This window comes from Enterobacter sp. LM3, from assembly GCF_046622475.1.
In the GTDB taxonomy this organism is placed as follows: domain Bacteria; phylum Pseudomonadota; class Gammaproteobacteria; order Enterobacterales; family Enterobacteriaceae; genus Enterobacter; species Enterobacter cloacae_P.
On sequence record NZ_JBJURN010000012.1, the window covers coordinates 133401 to 133950 of the forward strand.

At 48.2% G+C, this 550-nt stretch carries 1 protein-coding gene and 2 tRNA genes; all 3 read left to right on the forward strand.

Features of this window, described 5'->3' with window-relative positions; translation table 11 throughout:
- Positions 1 to 117 precede the first annotated feature (117 nt).
- Positions 118 to 192: transfer RNA gene (locus ACJ9N4_RS14375), tRNA-Gly, on the forward strand.
- A 6-nt stretch (positions 193 to 198) separates the two neighbouring features.
- A tRNA-Thr gene (locus ACJ9N4_RS14380) sits at positions 199 to 274 on the forward strand.
- A 118-nt stretch (positions 275 to 392) separates the two neighbouring features.
- Positions 393 to 550 (forward strand): GTP-binding protein (locus ACJ9N4_RS14385; RefSeq protein ID WP_227507214.1); only part of this gene is annotated, 158 nt, incomplete at its 3' end.

Here is a 550-nt window from a genome sequence, read left to right on the forward strand (position 1 = left end):
CTTTCTGGCAGCGTAAATGCCGCCGGAGCTGGTTTAAAAAATGAATCAGCTCGAACATGAAAAGAGAGAAATCTCTTTTTTTGTTACAGAAAGAACTGGGTAGCCGAGTTTCAGGATGCGGGCATCGTATAATGGCTATTACCTCAGCCTTCCAAGCTGATGATGCGGGTTCGATTCCCGCTGCCCGCTCCAATACGTGCTGATATGGCTCAGTTGGTAGAGCGCACCCTTGGTAAGGGTGAGGTCCCCAGTTCGACTCTGGGTATCAGCACCACTTCACTTCTCCCTCCCGTTTCTCTCTGTTTCAATGTAAATGTATTCAACAGTTCAGGCATTTCGCCTGGTTGATGTGGTGATATCACCGATTTATCCGTGTCTTAGAGGGACAATCGATGTCTAAAGAAAAGTTTGAACGTACAAAACCGCACGTTAACGTCGGTACTATCGGCCACGTTGACCATGGTAAAACAACGCTGACCGCTGCAATCACTACCGTTCTGGCAAAAACCTACGGTGGTTCTGCTCGTGCATTCGACCAGATCGATAACGC